The following is a 19,906-nucleotide window of genomic DNA, read 5'->3' on the forward strand; positions in this document are numbered from 1 at the left end:
TTCATAAGAGTATTTTAAAGCTATTCATAGGAGGAATATACCTCTTGAATAGCTTTTTTATTTGACAGGAAAAAAACGGAACCTATTCCAGTGGATTTCGTAAAATATAAAAAGGAAGGGGTGTCTATATTGTATTCATTACTATACTATAAGGAAAAACCTTGGGAGATTGACGATGAGGAGGAATTTACTCAATATGCCCAAAAGCTTCAAAAGCACATTGCCATCTTAACCTATGGGAATAATCTAGATGAAGAAGCCTTTGATGAGCTGATTGCAAACTATTTAACAGAGGAAAGTAGCGAAGATCCAACTAAATTTAAGATAAGATATGATACATATGATGCTAATGTGAATAGTCCACATAGGAATAATTGGCTTTTTGGTTTTCAGATGAATGATGAGCAGTTTTTAGCGTTTGAAGCGGCTATCCATCGTTTAGATGGGACACATGTCAGAATTCACCATAGGAGTAGAGGCCATTATGAAGTAGAGATTGATGGTAAACGATATTCCACAAGGGTTTATCGTACTAGAGATTGCTCTAAGGTTTATCGAGAGCCCGTAGAGGGGAGATACTTACTTTTTATCGACGAGGAGTCCGAAGATAATGAGTTGTTAAGAAGTAAGATGCATACGATACCAGAAAAATTGCAATCGCTCTCCTTATCAGTGACAATTCCTTATGAAGAGTGGGAAGTATATGTACGGGATTGGATCAAACGATTACTCAAAATCATACAAGAGTAACAGCCAATCAACAACAAAAAAAGAAGGTAAAATACTTTGGATATTTTGACAGATAAATTAATAATGATTGGTTTGTTTATTCTCATCATTCATTCGATAGAAACACTTGCGTATGCAGTTCGATTATCAGGTGCACGTGTGAAATTATTAGCCTCTGCACTATCCTTATTCAATATCATTGTCATGGTTTCAAGACTTGCAAATATGATGCAGCAACCTTTTACTGGAAGTTTGACTGACACAGCACCAAAGGAAAACACATTAGCATTTGTGGAGCAGCAGTTTCGCGTACTTATTGGCGCCGCTTCACTAGGTACATTGGTAGGTATTTTTCTATTGCCGACATTTGTAGCAATTTTTTCAAGGGCTATAATCCATTTGTCTGAGGAAAGAGGCTCCATTCCAGCATTATTCAAAAAAAGCTTTAGTATCGAGTATGTCAAACGGGGAATAAAACATATTCATATGCCGAGTTTTTCATACTTAAAGGGCATTAGTTGGCGTGATATACCTATTAAATTATTTGTCGTTAATGTAGCCATTACGGCCATTTATACAATTGGTGTCCTATCTGCACTTTACGCCTCTTTATTAGTTCCTGAAAGATCGACAACTGCTGTGATGTCGTCAGGGCTTATTAATGGTGTAGCAACGATGTTATTAATTATCTTTATTGACCCTAAAATTTCCATTCTAGCTGATGATGTAATCAATCAAAGAGGCAGCTACTTAAGTCTTAAACGAGCTTCTGTGATGATGATGGGTTCAAGGCTGCTAGGCACATTCGTTGCGCAGCTTTTATTTATTCCTGGGGCAAAATACATTGCCTGGTTTACACAATTTATGACTTAGGAGGATTAATATGAATCAAGAATCTTATGAACGTCCAACAGATTATTATGACAACCAGCTGTTTACTATCGATGAACAAATTTGTGCACTAATAAATCAGCGTAACCAACTGTCAAATAAAAATCCTGGTTTTCCACCGGATGAAGCACTCGATCGCTGGGCTAAAAAATATGGTTTTTATGAAGCCTATCTTGCATCATTATTTGGGATGATGAGAACAGAAGAGTATTATAAACCTCGCGTAGAGCCGACCGGTTTTAGAAAACATATCCCGGTATTAAAGTCAGTTGAAGTTGATGAACAATTCTATACGGTAACTTATATTCGGCAGTATCAAAATGCAAGTGTTGTACAGTTATTAATGGATTGGGATCCTCGACAAGAATCAAATGTTCATGTCAGACACAATTATACGCATAACAGTTTTGAGTTGTTTGTAGGAGAAGAATACGAATGTTGGATAGATAGCGGAGGGGGAACAAACGGCCATGACAGTTGCACTTTTATCGTTTCACCTCCGTTACCTGATAGTATTGAAGGTTTAGATTTTGTCTTTAAAGAACATAGCGACGCCTTTGGGGAAAAACCGACTGGATTGGTGATAACTATTCAAGCTAAGTAATAACTTACTCGAAAAATAAAGAAGGATAGATTGAAGTTGATATTATCATGATAACTTTCAAGGAAAGGGAAATCGGAATTCAATGAAAAAATTATGCTTCCTAATTATGATGTTTTTTGTGTTAGCTGCTTGTAGTACGGGTCAACAAGAAGAAGTGCATTACAAAGCGAAAAGTGAGCACTGGAAGGCTGTTTATGATAGTAATGCAGAGGATGGTTTAAGGATTTTCTATTTAGGTGAAAACAAAGACTTGGGTGATTTACAAATTTCGATTGAAGGTGCAAAAAACTCACTAGGGCTGTCAGACGTACGCGTAAATACAGAAGGACAATTAACCTTAACGAAAAAAGAAAGTGAGCAGATTTTTAAAGAGGATACTTCACCCATCATTCATATTCAATGGCAGTCTTATGACGAGACATTAGAAGTGCAAAATAATAGGCGTGTTGATTAGGAAAAGGTAGGTTTATTATTGAGCGAAAAAAGATTTTTTGTTGCTATTTTGCTAATATATACCCATTTTAACTGATTGTAGCGTAGGGCTACTCAAGTGCTCCTGTCGCTTCGCTTACATTGCAGAGCAAAGCTTCCCGCGGGAAAGCGAGACAGATGAGACCTGAGGCCAACACGATGTTGGTCACGAATGTATTGTCACAGTACGTGACTTGTTCCTTTAGCGAAGGAAGCGGCTCGACGCTCGCCTGCAGGAAGCCTTGCTTTGTGCGAAAGCGAAGCGTCAGCAACAAAGCGAGTAGCCCGTAGCGGAAATCAGAGCCTTCTAATACATGTCAAAATCATGTTATTTTTGATGATACTTTCAATGCATACTTTTGTGCTTCCTGTAATGACTGGAAAGAAGAAAAATGCAGTGATTCCCATTGCTACTACTGTCTACAAAGACCAGAGTGTCCATTACCAAGCAAATAGGTATGAATTGAGTTGGTATTTATTTTTTTAGTAAAATACTCTATTCTTGCAATTAATATTATGAAAAAAGTAAAATTTCAACTATTGACAAGTATTGGTGTATTCTTTATAGTAAATAACAATTTCATCAAACAATGGAATTGGCGATGACGAGGACACGAGGTTTGAAAAGCGATTTACAGAGAGGGAGGCATTGGCTGAAAGCTTCCTAATGAAGCTATCAAAGCTTACTACCTTTGAGCTGTGCTTGGAAACTTGCACCGTATTTGCAACGTTACTGCAAAATCAATGAGCCACTAGTGCATCTAGTGGGAATTTGGGTGGAACCACGGGTAATCAACACATACTCGTCCCTTTATGGGACGAATATGTGTTTTTTTATTTTAAAAAAGGTTAAAAGGAGTAGAGAACATGTCAAATCAATTAATTAATATTCAATTTCCAGATGGGAAACAACAAGCTTTTTCAAAAGGTGTTACACTAACCGACATTGCACAAGCGATTAGCCCTGCTTTACGCAAAAAAGCAATCGTAGGGAGTGTGAACGGAACCATCATTGATTTGACGCGCCCGCTTTTGGAAGATACACAAATTTCCCTGTACGATGCTAGCTCAAAAGAAGGAATTCAGGTTATTCGTCATTCAACGGCCCATTTATTAGCCCAAGCAATTAAGCGTTTATACCCGGATGCTCAATTTGGGGTTGGACCCGTAATAGAAAATGGCTTTTATTATGATATTGACATTGCGCATTCACTAGCACCTAGTGATTTACAACAAATTGAAAAAATGATGAAGCAAATCGTTCAAGAAAATATACAAATACAGCGCAAAGAAGTAACACGATCAGAGGCTCAGCAGCTATTTGCTCAGGATGCGCTTAAGCTAGAGCTACTAGAGGATATTCCTGAACATGAAGTTGTGACGGTTTATGAACAAGGAGAATTTTACGATTTATGCCGTGGACCGCATGTACCCTCTACAGGAAAAATACAACACTTTAAATTAATGCATGTGTCAGGAGCGTATTGGCGTGGAGATAGTAATAATCAAATGCTTCAACGTATATATGGTGTAGCATTTGCCTCAAAAAAAGAACTGGAGGAATACTTTGTTTTCTTAGAAGAAGCAGAGAAGCGTAATCACCGTAAGCTTGGAAAAGAGCTAGAGCTTTTTATGTTTTCAGAAGAAGCACCTGGGATGCCGTTTTATTTAGCGAATGGGCAGATTATACGCAATGAATTGGAGTCCTATTTACGTAATTTGCAAACGAAATTTGATTATCAAGAAGTACGGACGCCATTAATGATGAATCAGCGTTTATGGGAACAGTCAGGGCATTGGGATCATTATAAAGAAAATATGTACTTTACACAGGTCGACAACCAGAGTTTCGCATTAAAGCCCATGAACTGTCCTGGTCATATGTTGATCTTTAAAAATGATTTGCATTCATACCGAGATCTTCCGATTCGTATGGCTGAATTCGGTCAAGTTCATCGACATGAATTTAGTGGTGCATTAAATGGACTTTTACGAGTACGAACTTTTTGCCAAGATGATGCACATATTTTTGTCACGCCACAGCAAATTGAGGATGAAATTACGCTTGCTTTGAAAATTATTGATGAAGTGTATCAAGTTTTTGGCTTCCACTACGACATTGAATTATCAACAAGACCAGATAATTATATGGGCGATATTGAACTTTGGAATCAGGCAGAAGCGGCGTTAGAAAATGTACTTCAAAATTTAGGCTTCCCTTATACAATAAATGAAGGTGACGGAGCATTTTATGGACCGAAAATTGATATTCATATTAAAGATGCCATTCATCGTAGCCATCAATGTGCAACCGTGCAGCTCGATTTCCAGCTACCCGAGAAGTTCGATTTAACGTATATCAATGAACAAAATGAAAAAGTAAGACCTGTCGTTATTCATCGAGCAGTATTTGGCTCAATTGATCGCTTCCTAGGTATCTTAATAGAGCATTTTAGCGGCGCGTTCCCAACATGGCTTGCACCTCAACAAGTAACAGTGATTGGTGTTGCCGACCAGCATCAACACTATGTACAGCAAGTAGTAGAGGCTCTCCAAAAGGAACAAATACGTGTAAAGATCGATAATCGTCAAGAAAAGCTCGGTAAAAAAATTCGTGAAGCGCAACTGAAAAAAATACCGTATATTTTAGTGCTTGGGGATAAGGAAATGGATCATCAAAATGTCACTGTTCGTCAATATGGTCAGCAAGCTTTATCCGAAAAATCATTAGCGCAGTTTATCGAGGAGATTAAGCTAGAGATACAACAAAAAGCTTTATCTTATGAAGGAAATTAAACTACTTTGATGCTTGTATAATAAATAAAAAGGCTTGTAGCTCGACATCTAGGCATTTATGTGAAACTAATCGAAATTAGTCACTGCCCTAGAGTCGAGCTAAAACAAGCCATGAAAGCAATGTTGTGAAAAACTATTTTTTTGTAATTTACTTAAAATTGTTAGTTTTTTTATTTATTTGCTACTATTAATCAATTTTCAAGCATACAATAAATTAAATAACAAACGAACTATATACGAAAAGGTGCTATTGTTTTGATGTTAATTTCTATTGAATGGTTTCTGTCTCAGCATCGATGATAGGTATTTAGAAAGCATGCTAAAAATATACTTGTCAATTGGAATGAGTAAAAGTATGTTGAGAGGTCTATTTTTCATGTATACAATTTGAGTTTTAGATGAAATGTTTCCTCAGCCTTCGGACACTCTAAGGCTTTGTTTGACGAAAATTCAAGGTAGCATTTGTTCTATTCTTCATCAATTGTCTGGTGTAATTGATGAAAAAATCGTTTTCAGTACGAAATGATTGATATTGATTATTAGGATATTATTAAGATGTAGTTTCAGATGGTTTGCTAAGTGTAGGTGCTGTGTTTTCTACTGAATCTTGAGGCTACGGTAGTAAAAAGCTTGAAATATCGACCAATGTTGGGCCTCCTTTTTCGTGTTATAAAGAAGATTTTACTGATTGTATTGATGTATACCTAATTGTAGACATGACATCAGGATCAAATGTTTCTTTATAACGGGAACCTAGTACAAGATAAAACTAGTCAAATCATTGAAATATTGGACTGGCTTTACTTTATCGATCGTTTAGTATTTTCAATAAATGCTCATTACAATTAGGAAGCATTTAAATACTTATTTAATAGGACATCTAATTCTTGACTACAATCTACCACACTAGGATGGGTGAAACCTAAATCCATAGCCTTTCTATACATAATTCTTCTTTTAACTTCAATTTCCATTTTTAAAAATTGTTTACGCGATTTAATTCCCAAGATCTTTTCCTCCTAATTTCTTCTCAATATTCTTGTAATAAAATATTTATATGACCTCGATTCAACTTTTTCATTGTATCTCACTTAAAATAAAAAATATGTCATATTGTGTATAGGGTGAGAAATTCGTAATATAGTCACAGGAAATTATCCTAATTCTTAAAAGAGGGGAAAGATAAAAGGTTTCAATATAAAGTGTTTAGACCTATTTCGATTTACTTTTATTGTTATTTTATGCATTCTAATGCCTTATATACGACTATATTAAAGTTTTTTATTGCTAGACGATAGAAAACGTGTAGAGATAGGTTTAATAGATTTGCAACTTTTTTACTATAAAGATTTAACTTGTATGGAACTTCGTATCTTGTCATAATTTATCAAATAAACTTTTTTGTTGTTTGTTATTGAGGAGATTTCATTTTGTTTAATAATGTTGAGAATTTTCGAAATAAATGGAATAATAGGTAAATAGAGATGTGATATAAGGGCATTCCTAGAGGAGGTTATAATGACCGTAATTTACTTTGTAAGACATGCTCATTCTTATTATACAGCTGATGAGTACAACCGCCCGCTTTCTGACAAAGGGTTTGAGGATAGGGAGCATGTCACTGAATTATTTAAAGATAAAATAATCCACGCAGCCTATTTCAAGTCCATATAAAAGAGCCATCCAAACGGTCGAAGGCATAGCGCAGGAACATAATCTACAGATTAATAGGATGGATACTTTAAGAGAACGAATACTATCTAATAGGAAGATCATTGATTTTGACGATGCCATTTATCAATTATGGAGTCAGCCAAATTTTGCATTTGAGGGTGGTGAATCAAATGAATCCGCAATGGAACGAGCAATTACCACCTTGCAAAAAATAGTACTTACACATCCAAATGACAATGTAGTAATTGGGACACATGGCAATATCATGGTTTTGATGATGCACTATTTTGATCCACAATTTGATTACACTTTTTGGAAGGAACTTGCCATGCCGGATGTCTATGAACTTACATTTGAAAACTTCGAGTTAAGGGATGTTCAGAGAATTTGGAGAGAGTAGGATAAGAGAAGTGGAACAAGAATTATGTGAACAAATAATGAAGCTAGAAAAGCAATTAAAGCATGAGAGGAAAGCGGATTTTGAGAATATATTGGCTGATAATTATCGAGAATGTGGAAGTTTGGGCACAATGTATGATAAATTAATACAATTAAATTCGCTGGAGAACGAAGGTGGATTTCAGAATATCCCATTTGTTGTTAGATTTTGCGATCCAGCAATGCTACATATTGTACAACTTCAATTGCAAGCGACAAAAAATCATTAAGAAGCTCTATTGCGGACTCAGAGTGGAAAATGTATTTCATCAGGGAACCCCAACTTTAAACGCTCGTATGTAATATGACATACGAGCGTTATTGAGTTTGGCTGAAGTGGCAGCCCCTTATTTCGTTTTATCGAGAAAATCAAGGATTTTTATCTGGGCCATTCTTCTCGTAATAGACCAAATAATAGTAGATCATAAAACTTGCCGAAGCGGAATATCTCATTTCTTAAAGTACCTTCTTTTGTAAAGCCACATTTTTCATAGGAACGTACTGCTGCTTCATTAAAGCTAAACACCTGAAGCTTAATCTTATTAATGGAAATGTAATTAAATATAAAATGAATAAGGGTTTTCATGGCATCTGTTCCAAGTCCTTTTCCTTGCCATTGTTCACCGATTGAAATGCCTACAAAGCATGTGCTATTTTGCCAGTTAATTGCATAAACGGCGCAGGAGCCGATTAGTTCATTAGATGACTTTTCAAATATCCCGAAGATAAATTCTTCTTTCTTGCCACTAATACTTTGAAAAAATGAGGAGTGATCCTCAAAGGTTTTTGGAAAGGGGATCTCGTCATTCGCAAGTAATAACGATTTTTTTTCACTTTCAATTTTTACAAATGCTTCTAAGTCAGAAGATGTCATTTGCTGTAAAGTAATAGATTGACCTGTAAGAAATTCTTTAAAATAATTTTCCATTAGTTTGGTTTTCTCCCTTGTTCAAGGGCTGCAGTTTGAGCGATATCCCTTGATTTATTTGTTGAATAAACAAAACATCTACTGCACTTTTCGCACTCATTGGCAAAACTCCTTATGTTTGAATATTTTCATAATAACATTTTTAGGGATTTATAGAAATATATAATTTAAATTACCTTTTATTTGAAGGGTGCCAATTTGTTTGATCATTTATATCTTGTTGCTCCATCCACTGAAGGAAAGTTTCCGTGTCTCGAATATTGTGATCTAATACAGCTTGATAGACATAGATTGAAGGAAGTATTAGCGTTTTGTGTAGCAGCTCTTCTTTTATTTTTAAAATACACTTTCGACGATCAATTGTTAAAGAATCATTCATAAGCGAAACTAAATCTCTTGATAAAGGGCCATTTCGTGTTTCTGAAAACAGCCACATATCAATATTCCAAATGTCTGAAGGAGTATGCTGATATTGTATTTTAAAATAGTAACCATGATAGGCTGTTTCAAAATAATTACGGTACTTTACCTCTAAAACTTTAGGATGGTTAGTTAAATCCGATAGTATCGTCATGGCTTCAGCCGGATTAGGACTGACACTGAAGGTTTCGATATCGATATCTTGATCTACTAGTAAATCATAGGCCGTAGCTCCAACAACATATACTTGTCCGATTTTATTCCATTTTTCTAATAACGCCAATTCGTTTAGAATCGTCAAGGCAGTTTCTTTTCGCTCTTGCGCTCTCTTTAATATTTCCAAAATTTACACCTACCCTTAAATTAATTTCTAAATCATGTTAGAATACATTATATTTGTCATTTGTTCAATATTATATCAGGGATGTTGAATAGGAAGATATAGAGTTATTCTTGATCAAAACAAGGATTTTTTTGCTGCTGTATGCCCATTTTTAGTTGATGAATAGAATATGATGTACTAATGCTATGAACAATATCAGACAGAAAGAAGGAATAATACATGCGTACTTTTACTCCATATTTTAATGGTCTAATGCAATACTTACCTGAAGAGGAGCAGCTTCAATTACAACGGGCAATCGGAGCAACAGAGTCTCAGATACAATTATTACTTAAAGTGTTTCCTGAGTGTCCGGAGTCACTTATGAATCTATTAAAGGATGTTAATGGAACGTACTATTGTAAGCATGGTGATGAAACGATTTGTGTACTTGTACTCGGCTCGGGTCTTGATGAATATCCATATTATTTAAAGTCCGTCGAGCAAATCATTAAAGATTACCGAGTAGAAGATAGTGTAAGTATTTATGATCGTTATAAGGATTTTTTAGATTTTGTAGAAGTGGATGAGCGTATTAATCTTCACGTACCGCTAAAAGAACGATTATGCTTTTCGGATTGCATGAACAATGGGGGTACGTCTAGTTTATATATTGACTTCAAGCCGAATGATTGTGGGATAGTAGGACAAGTGATTCGCTATATGCATGACCCAGATAGCTATGAAGTGATTGCACCTTCCTTTGACGCATATTTACAGCAGCTGATGGATGGGGAATATGAATTTACTGCGCTCTATGAGGAGGACTACTAATGTCGGAAGAGACAGCTTCTATAAGATTAAAGTTTCTAGAAGAAAATGATGATCACTTGATTGAACGATATACTATAACTAAGGAGCAACTTCGCTATACGAAGTCTCCAATGGATAGCATTGAATTAGTGAAGCAGGACAAAAACCGCTATGCGATTTTGGCAATAGATGGAGACAAACTCGTAACTTTCTTTGTGCTCCATGAAAAAGAAGGCGTCAAGCCATATTCCTCCAATAAACAGTCGATATTAATCCGTGCCTTTTCAACAGATTTTTATGAACAAGGTAAAGGCTATGCGAAGGCAACTTTACAGCTATTGCCGGACTTTGTTACGAAGCATTTTCCTCATATAAATGAGCTTGTATTAGGCGTTAATTTACCGAATACTGCTGCACAGGCATTGTATAAAAAATGTGGATTTGTCGATGAAGGCAAGATGGCAGTTGGATTTACGGACATTAAGGTGATGAGTTATTACATAAGTGAGTCACAAGTAATCGAAGCATGTATGGAGCAATTTGAGGAGATATGTGCGATTGATCAAGATGTAATTGGAGATTTCTCAAGAAGTGAAACTATTCGCACGGCCGTTCAAGAAAAACGTTGTCTTATTCAACAGTCCGAACAGGGGATTGCTGGTTTCCTCATTTTTACAAATGACTTTTTTGACAATAACTTTATTTCACTAATCATCGTCAAGCCATCTGAGAGACGAAAGGGTGTTGCTACTGCATTATTAGCTTTTTATGTAGAAATGGCAGACACAAGAAAAATCTTCTCTTCGACGAACCAATCAAATACGAGTATGCACAAAGTATTTGAAGCAGCAGGATTTGTAAAAAGTGGCTATATTGAAAATTTAGACGATGATGATCCAGAGATAATCTATGTGAAAATGAAGTAAATGGCAAGTCTCGTAGCATGTTTACTGCGAGACTTGCCATTCGTTATTTTCTTGCCTTTATGAATAAAAAGGAAGGGCGACTAATCTCTTTTTTGAGAGAAGGCAGCTGTTGCATAGCTTCATCGCTAGGAATCGGTTCTAGTATTTTTTCAATCGTCAAGCCATGCGCGATTAAGGTATTGATTATTGTAGAAACACTGCGGTGATATTTGACAACGCCATCTACAAACCACGTTTGCTCACGCTTGCCCTCATCATGGTAATGGTCGACTGCATAATGGCTTCTATTGCCATGTTCATCATAAAACCAGTTGCCCTCTATCGTTTTACGAGCTGTAGTAATCGGGTGCTCAACTGAGAAAATAAACAAGCCATTAGGACGAAGCATTCTTGTAATGTTTTCAATTACGCCATTGAAATCAGCTATATAATGTAATGAAAGAGAGCTTGTAATACAATCATAGCTTTCTGGGGCAGCATGATAATCCTCTAATGCTTGCAAATGGTAGTCTATGTTTGCATGAGCATGTTCACGTTGAGCAATTGACAGCATATTTTTGGAAACATCAATTGCTGTAACATGCTTTGCGCCATTTTCAATACAATAGTATGCGAATTCTCCCATTCCACAGCCGATATCAAGCATTTGTAAATGGATTAAATCAGGGAGCAATGATTTGAATGCCGGTTGCTCCAGTAAACGGTTATAGTTATAAGGTGTTTGCCGTAATTTCCGGTATTGTTGGAAAAATTCTAGATGATCATAAATGTTTTGTTTCATGTCAAACCTCCAATAGTTTTACATAACGTTATGTAACATTTGCGCATAATTATTGTCCCATAGCTATTGAAAAAGAAATAGACTTATATTTCAAATTTTAGTAAGATGTAGATAGAGGCCTGTCAATTTTTTCAATTGCAGCTGACCTAAAAGTAAATATAAAATGGTTAAAGAAATTCTATAATGTTATTTTTTGATTTAAAGGTAAAAATCTGCAGACTCCTGCGGGGAAAGCAAGAGCACGAGACCCAACAGGGAGCGTTAGCGACCGATGTGGCTCGTAACTTGCCCCGCGGAAAGCGAAGCGGATTTTTACCTTTTACAATTATGCTAGGATTCTCATGAAGGATTTTTTTATGATGAAATCGGGGAGGGAGTTAACTGAAAAAATATGTACTATTGTCTTCAACTTTATGTATATATGTCCTCACCATGGTGTTTCATTTTTCCTTGAATTCCTTTGAAAATGGAAGAGCCTTTTTAGGATTTACAATGTTGATTCCACTCCTTACTGTTTTCCTCGTTCAAAAAATGGGGGGAAGGCTACCTATTCATACATTTTCTTTGACAAAGCCCTCGAGTAAATGGGTATTCCTAAGCATTATTGTTCCGATCGTAATGGGCATTGGGCTTCATACCTATTTTTATGTCACACATGGAGATTTTTTTCTCATTACTAAACCTACGCAATTCATAGCCTTACTACTTATAGGACTTACGATTAGCGCGTTTTCTGCATTAGTGGAGGAAGTGGTATGGCGGGGGAATTATCATTATTATTTGCGTCAACGTTTTAGTTTTTGGCCTACTGCTTTGTTCATAGGTGTGATGTGGTCATTATGGCATTTGCCCATCGCCTTATTATACAAATCTTATACAACCCCCGTTCTTTCAGTTCCTGTATATTTGTTCATACTTTTTGCCTTGTCACTAGTTCTTTCTATTATAAGAGAAGTTGCTCAATCTATTATTCCAGTCGCACTATTACATGGTATGATGAATGTTTTTTATTTAAGTGATGGCCAACAAATGTCTGTGACAACAGATTTTCAAGAATGGCTAAAATGTATCGGAATGGTATTACTGTGCATTGTTTGTATCCTCCTTTCGTGTCATAAAATTGTAACAATTCAAAAAATAAACGTGTTTAAAGGGAAATGATGGCACTTTTTTTAATGAATGACGTTATTTTCATTGGGAGTAAATATCTAGTTTCCCAAATAATACATTGGAGGATTGTACATTGAGTAAAGAAGAATTATTAAGCTTGAGTAGTAATTCATTGTTCGTGGCCTTTATTTTACTGCTAATCGCTATTATACCGATTGGACTTGCCGTGAAATCAAAAGGAAAAATGTTTGGTAAAGTAGGGCTTATACTTACTTATATTGCCTTTACTTTGCAACTAGTTTATTTTGTTCTAAGGTGGATTGCTGTTGACCACGCACCTGTTAGTAATATGTATGAGTTTATGACGTTTTTTGGCATCATGCTTACGGGTAGTTATTTGATTATTCATTTTTTATATAAGCAAATCGTTGTTGGCTTGTTCACTATTCCAGTGTCATTAATTATTCTCGGTTATGGAAGTGTTTTTACAAAAGAAGTTTCACCACTTGTTCCATCGCTGCAAAGTCACTGGTTAACGATTCACGTTATGACAGTTGCATTTTCAAGTGCTATACTATCGATTTCATTCGCAACAGGTATTATTTATTTATTAAGAACATTAGATGTTTCTAAATTTTCGATTCGTACATTTGCCTTGGAATTTGTCATGTATTGTTTAGTTGTCGTGATTGGCTTTATCGGTGTGGGCACTTATTTTAACTTAGCAGCAGATAAACTCGAGGTTCATTTTGAAAATGTACAAGAAAAAGAAGAAACAGCCGTTTATACGATGAAGCCGCTCATTGTCACGAAAGATGCAGTAACATCTAGTGGGGAACAGGTTGGCGTTTTACAGATTACAAATAAGATAGACGCGAAGAAATTGAATTCGATCGTATGGGCATTTATAGTTGGAACAATTTTATATGCTGTCATTTTACTCATTGCGAGAAGACCGTTAATTGTTTTATTAAAGCCCTTAACAAACCGTGTACAACCAGCATTAATAGATGAGATTACATATCGAGCCGTTGTTATAGGTTTCCCGTTATTTGCTTTAGGAGGACTTTTGTTTGCCATGATTTGGGCACAGATTGCCTGGAGTAGGTATTGGGGCTGGGACCCTAAGGAAGTATGGGCTCTAATTACGTTTTTATTTTATGCTGCTTTCCTTCATTTACGACTTTCTAAAGGCTGGGAAGGAGAGAGGACAGCTTGGTTAGCGATTGTTGGTTTTGGCATTATCGTGTTTAATCAGGTATTTGTGAATTTAGTCATTGCAGGTTTACATTCTTATGCATAAGAGGCTACATTAATTTATATTAGAACCTAAAAAGAGACATCCGCAATTGGGATGTCTCTTGAATTTGCACAGTTTATTCTAATGCTGAAATTATAGCTTTACAACATTCGTTGCTTGTGGTCCGCGGTTACCTTCTTCTACACCGAATTCCACTTTTTGGCCTTCTTCTAAAGTTTTAAAGCCATCAGATTGAATAGCAGAGAAATGTACGAATACATCATTTCCACCTTCTACCTCGATAAAACCAAAACCTTTTTCTGCGTTAAACCATTTTACTGTACCTTGTGTCATGTGAACAACCTCCCAAAAAAATTCAACAATCAAATTCCTTCAAACATTCGCAAAAAATCACGAACTCAAAAGCTCGTATTACTTTTGAATACGTTTTTTTAATGATTAAGATGAAGTAATGTAATTATTATTTTTATTATATAACAACTTTGTATATTTATCCAGTATATTCCGAATTTAGAAAGAAAAATTTACATTGCATCGTTTTTCTGTATTATTAATTGATCCATGCTTTCTCTTTAGCGACGATTACTGCCTCTGCCCGAGATTCTACATTTAGTTTGACAAAAAGTTTGGATAAATAGTTTTCAACGGTGCGTTGAGTAACCCCAATGGCTGAAGCGATTGCTTTATTCGTACAGCCTTGTGCGACAAGCTGTAAAATTTCTTGCTCCTTGTCGCTTAGTAAAACGTCTTGCTGAACATTTGATCGATTGGTGCGCTGATGTACAAAATCTAAAAAATCTGCTGCTAATAAGATTTCACCTCTTAGTGCGGCTTGAATCGTTTGAATCACTTGCTCTTTCGTGGCAAGCTTTGATAATAGTCCATCGACTTTTTTCTCAATAAGTAGTTCGTAATAGTCGGAAAGTTCGTATCCAGTATAGAGTAAAATAAGTGCTTCTGGTTGCTTTTTCTTAATCATTTCTGAAAGCTGGATGCCGTTGAGTGGTTTCATATTAATATCAATCAAAAATAATTGGAAATCTTGAGCATCCATTCTCGACAGTACAGAAGCACTATCCTGCTCAGTGTCTATACGAACATTTGTTAAATCCTGTAATAATGTTTTTGTACCATCTAAAACGACAGGATGGTCATCGACAATTAGAATATCAATCATTTGATTTCACGTCCTCTTGTATTTGAATAAATATATGCATTCCTTCATTTTGACTAGAAGTTATGGCGATATTTCCATTAAAAGCACGGACACGTTCTCGAATACCGTTAATGCCCATAGATGTTGAAGATTGCAGTAAATCTTCAATATCACAGCCAATGCCATTATCGTCGTATTGGAGGACAAAGCCACGATGGGTCGCTTGTAGTTTTAGTGATACCTCGGTAGCCTCAGCATGCTTGATTGCATTATTTAAAAGTTCTTGCACTAGGCGATAAACGACTAAATGTAAGGTTGCATCATGAAATTGAACCCGTTCTATTTCCGTGGCTAATATAAAGTCGGCACGTATTTTCACTTTTTGTATCAGTTTTTTCAATGCCATTTGTAACCCAAATGTGTCGAGCAAAGGAGGGCTTAGATTCTCGCAATATTCACGTAAATCTTTCGTTGCATTTAGTAATTGCTCCCGAATATTTAAGACTTTTTCCTTTTTTATCATCGATGAGCCAGCTAACACATCTAATTCTCTCGCTATATGAAGCTGCTCCTGCAAAATAGTGTCATGTAATTCTTGTGCTAAAATACTCTTTTCTTTTTCAGTGATCGTCCATAACAATTTATCGAGCCAAGGAAGCTGTGTATCATGGTTATCCTTCATATCCTGTATTTCACACACTAAATCTTCAATGAGCTTTAAATTATCTATAAACATGGAAACATAGAGTGCAAGTAACTCCAACCAAAGACGTTCTTCTTTGTGTAGGGCATGGCTAATTTTTAAAATAATCTTTTCTTCACCCGTATCATGTAATAACAGATAAGTCATGTCAGCCTCTGCGCTAACCTCACCAGGGCTAATTGGCACATCTTCCGTTATTGTTGTAATGGTAAAGGATGCAGTACCAAGCTTTTCTATTATTTCATATTTAAACAGATTAAGTAATTCTTGCTGATTTTTTGCTTTACCCATACGGTTAACGGCACCATATAAATTATGTACATAATTGCCAGTAGAAGAAAAGATAACTTTTCGATACTTATAATCAAGCTGCTCCTTAATATAGAAACAAGCAACGAAAATAAGGAAAGCAATGATAAAGACACTCGTAATTTTAACAATCGACAATTGGTCTAAAAACACGATCATCATGCTCGAAGTCAATAATAATGTACTAAAAAAGGCTAATGTTGAATAATATCGTAAACGAGATAATTGATATTCAATATCGAATAATCGTTCGTTCACTTGAATGAAGATAAAAGAAAAAGGAATAAACAATAAAAATAATGCAGCTACGTCAGATTTTAAAATAGGTTGATGCCCTAATATTTCAGGTATGACGAAAAACAGTAAAAAGGGCAGAAATGGAGTTATAAATGCAATAGCGATAAGACGGATCTTGGCCAATTTCGTTCGTAAATAACTTGTTAGTAAAATATAGATGGCATAAAGTACAAGAACAGCAAACATAGCAAGGTTTACGATACCCGCTATATTAAATTTGGAATTAAATACTTCAATGAGAATAAAGCAAGGTATAAGTAGCGGTATTCCATATAGCCATTTGGTATTGATATAGGGCCATTTTATATGAAGATAGCGGAAATAGTATTGTAAAAAGTGAATAAATATCACAAGACATAAATCAATACAAATACCTATGATTAACCTTCCGATTACATCTCCTCTAGCTGAGGCTCCTGTACTTATATAGGCTAGTGAACATGTCAATAAAAATAATATTAGTAAATTTGTTAGTTGATGATCTTTCTTACTTTGCCATAAGTAGATGGCAACGACAAAAGATAAGATGAAATAAAATAGTGGAAATATAACTTGTAAATATAATTCTTCGGGAATATCTTTATGCTGAACTAAAATATTGTGAATTTCACCATTTGGTTTGGAAATTGTTAGCTCATTTGCACTTCTAGCGAGAGAATAGCGTTGAATTGAGCTAAAATCTTGTGCTGGCTTGCCATCGATTGTTAGTAAAATATCACCTTTTTCAATGTTTTGTTGCTGTGCCCAGTCAGGATAATAGAAATCAACAATAACTGGTTGCCCGCTAGTTGTGTCTACGGAAATACTAATAAAAGGTACTCGTATTGCTACTACGAGCACATAAATACCGAGAAGTAGGTATGTTATAAAAATACTATAAGTCCATTTGCTTATCATTCTCTTGTCTATTTGCATGATCGAAATGCCCCGTTCTTCATTATGTATGCTATATATTATCCATAATTTTTGGTAATTTTGGAATACCGAAATATGGGGTTTCGGAAAACCACTATTACTTTTTCGGAATAACGAAATAGTCTTTTCGGAGAAGGATATGATAGTGTAAACCTAGCATATGTGACGAAAAGGGGGAGCGTTGCATGAAAAAGAGTGGATTGTCACTGATCCTTTTTTTTCTAGTCGTCATAATGTCGTACCCAATGACAACGATCGCTAAGAACTTTGAATATGATGTGGTGAAAGTAGATATTTGCATTATCGGGGGTGACAATCATTTTGTTTATAAGATTCCAAAACATTTACATAATAATACGCCGTATTATGAAATGAAGAATAACATTGAATCTTCATTAGAGAGGCATTGGAAGGTCGGGGATGCCCATTATGAAGCCAAACAGTCGGAAGTTACGTATACTTTTTTTATTAATGATTTAATTCATGAACAACAAGATGGGCAGATGAAGGTAGCGATACCTTATAATATTTTACTAGGAATGTTTGGTGAAAATGATGCCATTCAATTACGTATTTTGGCGAGCAAACTAACTAACTGGAAAGTAAACGCAACGGATTGGACAACTCTCGGATTTGTGGAACCGCTCAGTTATTTTAGTGATCAGGAATATGTATTTGAGGGAGCGATTAACGAGCTATTACAACAGCGAGTAGGACATTTTAATGGAACAGTTATAAAAGGTCAAATGATGCTACAATGTATCATTTATTTTAATTTTATGATTGCACAGCTTATTGCCTGTATACTTTTATCAAGGCGTTTTAAAAAGAGAATTATTGAAGATCCAGAAACGATGCATCAGTTCCGAAAGCTCAAATATATGTATCAAATCGTTCCGTTAATAATTATTGTTGTGCAAATGGTTTTTCTAGTCATGTCAGGGTTAGTGACTGCGTTTGGTCTTTATTTCAAGCCAGGCATTGATCTATTATTTATTATTGGCCCTATTGTATTTAATATTATGTTGTTGCCAATGTTTTTCTTTACGACTGCAAGCGAAATTTCAAAGGAGCTAGAATACAATTCCTTTGGCTCAGGCTTGTAAACATGGAATGATTGTTTTTATTTTTGGTCGACCAAATGTAGTTATTAGATTATAATGGTCAACAGCATACTTGAAGGAGCTGTTGATTGACATGACGCACCCAGAAATCGCGTACTTAAATTTACTACAACATATATTAGATAATGGAGTTAAAAGAGAAGATCGTACAGGAACAGGTACTTATAGTGTATTTGGCTATCAAATGCGATTTGATTTAAGTAAAGGTTTTCCTCTTTTAACGACTAAACGTGTACCTTTTAAGCTTGTAGCAAGCGAGCTACTTTGGTTTATTAAAGGGGATACAAATATTCGTTATCTACTGCAAAACAACAATCATATTTGGGATGAATGGGCTTTTAAAAAATGGGTTGAGTCTGATGAATATTCAGGTCCTGATATGACAGATTTTGGACGTCGTTGCTTAGTGGACGAGTCTTTTAATGCTGTTTATCAACAAGAGTTAGCATCGTTTTGTGAGCGAATTTTATCAGACGATGAATTTGCACGTCAATACGGAGAGCTTGGGAATGTTTACGGTAAGCAGTGGCGTAATTGGACAACATCAACAGGAGAAAGTATTGACCAATTACAAGATGTGATCAACCAAATTAAGCACAATCCAGATTCACGACGCATTATTGTCAATGCATGGAATCCTGAGGATGTGATCAATGCTGGAGCGAAAGGCAGTAAAGCCGCATTACCTCCGTGTCATGTAATGTTTCAATTTTATGTGGCGAATGGAAAGTTAAGCTGTCAGCTAATGCAAAGAAGTCTTGATACATTGTTGGGCTGTCCATTTAATATTGCGTCCTATGCATTACTAACACATTTAATTGCCCATGAATGTGGCTTAGAAGTTGGCGAATTTATTCATAGCATTGGGGATGCTCATATATATTTAAATCACGTGGAGCAAGTGAACGAACAGCTATCACGCGAGCCTAGGGAACTACCAACCTTAAAAATCAATCCGGATAAAACGTCAATTTTTGATATAGAACTCGAAGATCTTTCTATTGAGGGCTATGATCCACATCCTGCAATTAAAGCACCAATTGCCGTATAACCTAAAGCAGCAACCGATTTTGGTTGCTGTTTTTTTATGAAGATTGAAGCGATGGATAGAAAAGCCAGAGCGATGGATTGAAGAGGTAAAAAGACAGACAGAACCTGCAAAGTGATGGATAAAATCAGAGCGACTGAATGATGAGGTGGGGCGATGGATAGAAAGGCCAGAGCGCGGAAAGAAAGGT

19 protein-coding genes and 2 pseudogenes are annotated in these 19,906 nt (G+C 35.7%); 14 read left to right on the forward strand and 7 right to left on the reverse strand.

What is annotated here, in order from left to right; all coding sequences use genetic code 11:
- Nucleotides 1–129 precede the first annotated feature (129 nt).
- The 5 genes from BFJ97_RS07870 (at nt 130) to thrS (ending at nt 5,491) form a co-directional block, all read left to right on the forward strand.
- Nucleotides 130–750 carry a hypothetical protein gene (locus tag BFJ97_RS07870; protein WP_068984109.1) on the forward strand — a complete coding sequence of 207 codons (621 nt, stop codon included), beginning with the start codon at nt 130–132 and terminating at the stop codon, nt 748–750.
- Between the two features lie 63 nt (nt 751–813).
- Nucleotides 814–1,602 (forward strand): lipid II flippase Amj family protein, encoded by a 789-nt coding sequence (locus tag BFJ97_RS07875; RefSeq protein WP_068984464.1) that lies wholly within the window; start codon nt 814–816, stop codon nt 1,600–1,602.
- 10 nt (nt 1,603–1,612) lie between these two features.
- The gene (locus BFJ97_RS07880) at nt 1,613–2,224 is read left to right on the forward strand and encodes a hypothetical protein (RefSeq protein WP_068984110.1); all 612 of its coding nucleotides are present in this window, start codon (nt 1,613–1,615) and stop codon (nt 2,222–2,224) included.
- A gap of 82 nt (nt 2,225–2,306) precedes the next feature.
- Nucleotides 2,307–2,678 carry a hypothetical protein gene (locus tag BFJ97_RS07885; protein ID WP_068984111.1) on the forward strand — a complete coding sequence of 124 codons (372 nt, stop codon included), beginning with the start codon at nt 2,307–2,309 and terminating at the stop codon, nt 2,676–2,678.
- An 884-nt stretch (nt 2,679–3,562) separates the two neighbouring features.
- On the forward strand, nt 3,563–5,491 hold the full coding sequence (gene thrS / locus BFJ97_RS07895; RefSeq protein WP_068984113.1) for a threonine--tRNA ligase: 1,929 nt from the start codon (nt 3,563–3,565) through the stop codon (nt 5,489–5,491).
- 845 nt (nt 5,492–6,336) lie between these two features.
- Here the strand turns inward: thrS and BFJ97_RS07900 are convergent.
- On the reverse strand, nt 6,337–6,465 hold the full coding sequence (locus BFJ97_RS07900) for an aspartyl-phosphate phosphatase Spo0E family protein (RefSeq protein WP_068984465.1): 129 nt from the start codon (nt 6,463–6,465) through the stop codon (nt 6,337–6,339).
- Between the two features lie 544 nt (nt 6,466–7,009).
- Here BFJ97_RS07900 and BFJ97_RS07905 point away from each other — a divergent pair.
- Together BFJ97_RS07905 and BFJ97_RS07910 are read left to right on the forward strand one after the other, a co-directional pair.
- Nucleotides 7,010–7,565, forward strand: a pseudogene (locus BFJ97_RS07905) (histidine phosphatase family protein).
- A 10-nt stretch (nt 7,566–7,575) separates the two neighbouring features.
- On the forward strand, nt 7,576–7,833 hold the full coding sequence (locus BFJ97_RS07910; RefSeq protein WP_139114396.1) for a hypothetical protein: 258 nt from the start codon (nt 7,576–7,578) through the stop codon (nt 7,831–7,833).
- Nucleotides 7,834–7,982: 149 nt separating this feature from the next.
- On the opposite strand, the gene BFJ97_RS07915 is transcribed toward BFJ97_RS07910, so the two are convergent.
- Both BFJ97_RS07915 and BFJ97_RS07920 read right to left on the reverse strand, forming a co-directional pair.
- A complete protein-coding gene (locus BFJ97_RS07915) occupies nt 7,983–8,531 on the reverse strand; it encodes a GNAT family N-acetyltransferase (RefSeq protein WP_068984114.1) in 549 nt (182 codons plus the stop codon).
- 172 nt (nt 8,532–8,703) lie between these two features.
- A complete protein-coding gene (locus BFJ97_RS07920) occupies nt 8,704–9,294 on the reverse strand; it encodes a hypothetical protein (RefSeq protein ID WP_068984115.1) in 591 nt (196 codons plus the stop codon).
- Nucleotides 9,295–9,513: 219 nt separating this feature from the next.
- Between BFJ97_RS07920 and BFJ97_RS07925 the strand changes: the two genes are divergently transcribed.
- From BFJ97_RS07925 to BFJ97_RS25785, 3 genes and pseudogenes are all read left to right on the forward strand, one after another.
- Nucleotides 9,514–10,107, forward strand: a complete 594-nt coding sequence (locus tag BFJ97_RS07925; RefSeq protein WP_068984116.1) for an SMI1/KNR4 family protein — start codon at nt 9,514–9,516, stop codon at nt 10,105–10,107.
- A pseudogene (locus tag BFJ97_RS25780) lies at nt 10,107–10,601 on the forward strand (GNAT family N-acetyltransferase); the annotation flags it as partial. The gene BFJ97_RS07925 and the pseudogene BFJ97_RS25780, both read left to right, overlap by 1 nt.
- 15 nt (nt 10,602–10,616) lie before the next feature.
- Complete coding sequence (locus BFJ97_RS25785; RefSeq protein ID WP_439098000.1) at nt 10,617–11,012, forward strand: GNAT family N-acetyltransferase; 396 nt, start codon at nt 10,617–10,619, stop codon at nt 11,010–11,012.
- 43 nt (nt 11,013–11,055) lie between these two features.
- Here the strand turns inward: BFJ97_RS25785 and BFJ97_RS07940 are convergent, their stop codons facing one another.
- On the reverse strand, nt 11,056–11,793 hold the full coding sequence (locus BFJ97_RS07940; RefSeq protein ID WP_068984117.1) for a class I SAM-dependent methyltransferase: 738 nt from the start codon (nt 11,791–11,793) through the stop codon (nt 11,056–11,058).
- A 450-nt stretch (nt 11,794–12,243) separates the two neighbouring features.
- On the opposite strand from BFJ97_RS07940, the gene BFJ97_RS07945 reads away from it, so the two are divergent.
- Nucleotides 12,244–12,954, forward strand: coding sequence for a CPBP family intramembrane glutamic endopeptidase (locus tag BFJ97_RS07945; protein ID WP_175401713.1), 711 nt, complete (start codon nt 12,244–12,246; stop codon nt 12,952–12,954).
- 82 nt (nt 12,955–13,036) lie between these two features.
- Nucleotides 13,037–14,206, forward strand: a complete 1,170-nt coding sequence (gene ccsB, locus BFJ97_RS07950; protein ID WP_068984119.1) for a c-type cytochrome biogenesis protein CcsB — start codon at nt 13,037–13,039, stop codon at nt 14,204–14,206.
- Between the two features lie 90 nt (nt 14,207–14,296).
- Here ccsB and BFJ97_RS07955 read toward each other — a convergent pair whose 3' ends face one another.
- The 3 genes from BFJ97_RS07955 to BFJ97_RS07965 form a co-directional block, all read right to left on the reverse strand.
- On the reverse strand, nt 14,297–14,497 hold the full coding sequence (locus BFJ97_RS07955; RefSeq protein ID WP_053592785.1) for a cold-shock protein: 201 nt from the start codon (nt 14,495–14,497) through the stop codon (nt 14,297–14,299).
- A 217-nt stretch (nt 14,498–14,714) separates the two neighbouring features.
- Nucleotides 14,715–15,341, reverse strand: a complete 627-nt coding sequence (locus tag BFJ97_RS07960; RefSeq protein ID WP_068984120.1) for a response regulator transcription factor — start codon at nt 15,339–15,341, stop codon at nt 14,715–14,717.
- Nucleotides 15,334–17,544 (reverse strand): ATP-binding protein, encoded by a 2,211-nt coding sequence (locus BFJ97_RS07965; RefSeq protein WP_254660137.1) that lies wholly within the window; start codon nt 17,542–17,544, stop codon nt 15,334–15,336. The genes BFJ97_RS07960 and BFJ97_RS07965 overlap by 8 nt, the downstream gene beginning before the upstream one ends.
- Nucleotides 17,545–17,729: 185 nt before the next feature.
- Between BFJ97_RS07965 and BFJ97_RS07970 the strand changes: the two genes are divergently transcribed.
- Nucleotides 17,730–18,650, forward strand: coding sequence for a hypothetical protein (locus BFJ97_RS07970; protein WP_068984121.1), 921 nt, complete (start codon nt 17,730–17,732; stop codon nt 18,648–18,650).
- Nucleotides 18,651–18,741: 91 nt separating this feature from the next.
- On the forward strand, nt 18,742–19,719 hold the full coding sequence (locus tag BFJ97_RS07975) for a thymidylate synthase (protein WP_068984122.1): 978 nt from the start codon (nt 18,742–18,744) through the stop codon (nt 19,717–19,719).
- Nucleotides 19,720–19,906: the final 187 nt, after the last annotated feature.

The sequence above is a fragment of the Lysinibacillus xylanilyticus genome, from assembly GCF_001708185.1.
GTDB classification, from domain to species: Bacteria; Bacillota; Bacilli; order Bacillales_A; family Planococcaceae; genus Lysinibacillus; species Lysinibacillus xylanilyticus_A.

Excerpts from the sequence above, each read along its gene's own strand:
- BFJ97_RS07885 (WP_068984111.1), top strand. The coding sequence starts at position 2,307 with ATGAAAAAATTATGCTTCCTAATTATGATGTTTTTTGTGTTAGCTGCT.
- BFJ97_RS07880 (WP_068984110.1), top strand. The coding sequence starts at position 1,613 with ATGAATCAAGAATCTTATGAACGTCCAACAGATTATTATGACAACCAG.
- BFJ97_RS07970 (WP_068984121.1), top strand. The coding sequence starts at position 17,730 with ATGAAAAAGAGTGGATTGTCACTGATCCTTTTTTTTCTAGTCGTCATA.
- thrS (WP_068984113.1), top strand. The coding sequence starts at position 3,563 with ATGTCAAATCAATTAATTAATATTCAATTTCCAGATGGGAAACAACAA.
- BFJ97_RS07965 (WP_254660137.1), bottom strand. The coding sequence starts at position 17,544 with ATGCAAATAGACAAGAGAATGATAAGCAAATGGACTTATAGTATTTTT.
- BFJ97_RS07940 (WP_068984117.1), bottom strand. The coding sequence starts at position 11,793 with ATGAAACAAAACATTTATGATCATCTAGAATTTTTCCAACAATACCGG.
- BFJ97_RS07925 (WP_068984116.1), top strand. The coding sequence starts at position 9,514 with ATGCGTACTTTTACTCCATATTTTAATGGTCTAATGCAATACTTACCT.
- BFJ97_RS07900 (WP_068984465.1), bottom strand. The coding sequence starts at position 6,465 with ATGGAAATTGAAGTTAAAAGAAGAATTATGTATAGAAAGGCTATGGAT.
- BFJ97_RS07960 (WP_068984120.1), bottom strand. The coding sequence starts at position 15,341 with ATGATTGATATTCTAATTGTCGATGACCATCCTGTCGTTTTAGATGGT.
- BFJ97_RS07915 (WP_068984114.1), bottom strand. The coding sequence starts at position 8,531 with ATGGAAAATTATTTTAAAGAATTTCTTACAGGTCAATCTATTACTTTA.
- BFJ97_RS07975 (WP_068984122.1), top strand. The coding sequence starts at position 18,742 with ATGACGCACCCAGAAATCGCGTACTTAAATTTACTACAACATATATTA.
- BFJ97_RS25785 (WP_439098000.1), top strand. The coding sequence starts at position 10,617 with ATGGAGCAATTTGAGGAGATATGTGCGATTGATCAAGATGTAATTGGA.
- BFJ97_RS07955 (WP_053592785.1), bottom strand. The coding sequence starts at position 14,497 with ATGACACAAGGTACAGTAAAATGGTTTAACGCAGAAAAAGGTTTTGGT.
- BFJ97_RS07875 (WP_068984464.1), top strand. The coding sequence starts at position 814 with ATGATTGGTTTGTTTATTCTCATCATTCATTCGATAGAAACACTTGCG.